Annotated in this window: 3 protein-coding genes; all 3 read right to left on the bottom strand. The window is 68.3% G+C overall.

The genetic code is table 11. From position 1 onward, the window contains the following. On the bottom strand, positions 1–420 hold a 420-nt coding region (locus D5084_RS09160; protein ID WP_238382588.1), incomplete at its 3' end, for a glyceraldehyde 3-phosphate dehydrogenase NAD-binding domain-containing protein. A 9-nt stretch (positions 421–429) separates the two neighbouring features. Then, a complete protein-coding gene (gene tkt / locus D5084_RS09155; protein WP_128515205.1) occupies positions 430–2,328 on the bottom strand; it encodes a transketolase in 1,899 nt (632 codons plus the stop codon). Then, positions 2,247–2,562 (bottom strand): transposase (locus tag D5084_RS09150; RefSeq protein ID WP_202910046.1); only part of this gene is annotated, 316 nt, incomplete at its 5' end. The genes D5084_RS09150 and tkt, both read right to left, overlap by 82 nt.

Below are 2,562 nucleotides of genomic sequence, written 5' to 3'. Positions count from 1 at the left end.
CGTCAGCGTGTGGTGGTTCACGCCGTAGACGATGGTCTTGTCCGCGCCGTCGCCGGGGGCCGAGATCAGCACCCGCTTGGATCCGTTCTTCAGGTGAAGCGCCGCCTTGTCTCGGGCCGTGAAGATGCCGGTGCATTCCAGCGCCACATCGACATCGCCCCAGGGCAGTTCCTCGGGGTTTCGGATCGCGGTGACGCGGATCTTGCCCCGCCCCGCGTCGATCCAGTCCTCCCCGGTGGTCACGGTGCCGGGAAAGCGGCCGTGCACGCTGTCGAACTGCATGAGGTGCGCATTGAACTTCACCGGCCCGAGGTCGTTCAGCGCGACCACCTCGATATCCGTCCGTCCCGTCTCCACAATGGCGCGCAGCACGTTGCGGCCGATCCGGCCGAAGCCGTTGATGGCAAACTTCACAGTCATATCCGTCCCTCAGATCAGTGTTCTGGCCTTCGCGGCCACTGCCTCGGCCGTAATGCCGAAATGTGCGTAGAGCGCAGGGGCCGGGGCCGAGGCGCCAAAGCCGGTCATGCCGACAAATCCATCGGTATGGCGCAGCACCCTGTCCCAGCCCTGGCGGATCGCCGCCTCGATACCCACCCGCGGGGCGTCACCCAGCACGGCGGCACGACAGGCCTCGTCCTGCGCTGCGAAGAGCTCGAAACTCGGGGCGCTGAGCACGGCGGCGCGGATGCCCTCTGCGGCAAGAAGGTCGGCGGCCGCCAGGGCGATCTCCACCTCGGAGCCCGTACCGATCAGCGTCACCTGCCGGTCGGCCACATCTCGCAACAGATAGGCGCCCCGGGCCCAGCGGTTCTCGGCCGCATCGCTGCGCACGGTCGGCAGGTTCTGGCGCGAAAGGGCCAGCAGCACGGGCCGATCGCGGGTGGCCATGGCGATTTCCCATGCCTCGGCGGTTTCCACGGCGTCGCAGGGGCGCAGCACGATCAGCTTCGGGATGGCGCGCAAGGAGGCCAGTGTCTCGACAGGCTGATGCGTGGGTCCGTCCTCGCCCAGCCCGATGCTGTCATGGGTCATGACGAAGATCGTCGGCACCCCCATGAGCGCGGCAATCCGGATTGCCGGGCGGCAGTAGTCGGCAAAGACCAGGAAGGTGCCGCCATAGGGCCGGAACAGGCCCGAAAGCGCGATGCCGTTCATGGCCGCCGCCATGCCGTGTTCGCGCAAGCAATAATGGACGTAACTGCCGGAAAAATCGCCGCGCGTGACGGATGCCTGCCCTTTCGATCGCGTCAGGTTGGACCCCGTCAGGTCGGCCGAGCCGCCGATGGTGAAGGGCAGCGCGGTGTTGACCACGCCCAGCGCCATCTCGCTGGCCTTGCGCGTGGCCACCTTCGGCCTGTCGGCCATAAGCTGCGCCTTGTGCGCGGTCATGGCGGCGGTCAAGGGCGCGATGTCCTGCGCCAGCAGCGCGCGGAAGGCGTCGGCCCGCGGATCGGTGGCGAGCCGGTTGTTCCAGGCGGCCCGCGCCGCCGCCCCGCGTGCGGCAACCCGCCGCCAGGCGGCATAGACGGCCTCCGGCACCTCGAAGGGCGGATGCGTCCAGCCCAGATGGGCGCGCGCGGCGTCGATCTCGGCGGCCCCCAGCGGCGCGCCATGCACGTCGTGCCCGCCCTGCTTGTTCGGCGCGCCGAAGCCGATGATCGTGCGGCAGGCGATGAGACTCGGTCGCGGGTCGGCCTTGGCCGCGGCGACGGCATCGGCGATCTCGGTCGCGTTGTGACCGTCGCAGGACAACGTATGCCAGCCCGCGGCGCGGAAGCGCGCCATCTGGTCGGTCGAGGTGGTAAGCCCGGTGTCGCCGTCGATGGTGATGCGGTTGTCGTCCCACAGCACGATCAGCCGGCCGAGCCCCAGATGCCCGGCTAGGTCGATGGCCTCGTGGCTGATGCCCTCCATGAGGCAGCCATCGCCCGCAATCACCCAGACATGATGGTCGATCAGCTCGGGAAACCGGGCATTGCCCAGCCGTTCCGACAGCGCCATGCCGACGGCGGTGGCAATTCCCTGACCCAGCGGGCCGGTCGTCACCTCGATGCCCTTGGCATGGCCGTATTCCGGGTGCCCGGCGGTGCGGCTGCCCCACTGGCGGAAGGCGCGGATCTGTTCCATGCCCATGTCGTCGTAACCGAGCAGGTGGTTGATCGCGTAAAGCAGCATCGAACCGTGACCGGCCGAGAGCACGAAGCGGTCGCGGTTCGGCCAGTCGGGGGCGGCGGGGTCCAGCGTCACGAAACGGTTGAAGAGCACGGTCGCCACGTCGGCCATGCCCATCGGCATGCCAGGGTGTAGCGGCTCGAGGTCTGCCATTCGTCGTTCTGCTCGAACAGGACGGCGCCGATCAGGCGCATGATGGACGCCTCGTTCGGGAAGATTCCCACGACGTCGGCGCGGCGCTTCACTTCCTTGTTCAGGCGCTCGATCGGGTTCGTGGAGTGCAGCTTGGTCCGGTGCTGGCGCGGGAAGGACATGTAGGCCAGCACGTCGTGCTCGCTGGTGTCCATGAGGTCGGCCAGCTTTGGCCAACGCGGGCGCAACTGCTCG

Origin of the sequence: Tabrizicola thermarum (assembly GCF_003574395.1) — a bacterium.
Taxonomy (GTDB): Bacteria; Pseudomonadota; Alphaproteobacteria; order Rhodobacterales; family Rhodobacteraceae; genus Tabrizicola; species Tabrizicola thermarum.
The sequence above is the reverse complement of the archived record's forward strand: the minus strand, read 5'-3'. Positions and strand labels throughout refer to the sequence as shown.

What these genes read in the sequence shown, in the direction of transcription:
- tkt (WP_128515205.1), bottom strand. Translation starts at nt 2,328, where the DNA reads ATGGCAGACCTCGAGCCGCTACACCCTGGCATGCCGATGGGCATGGCC.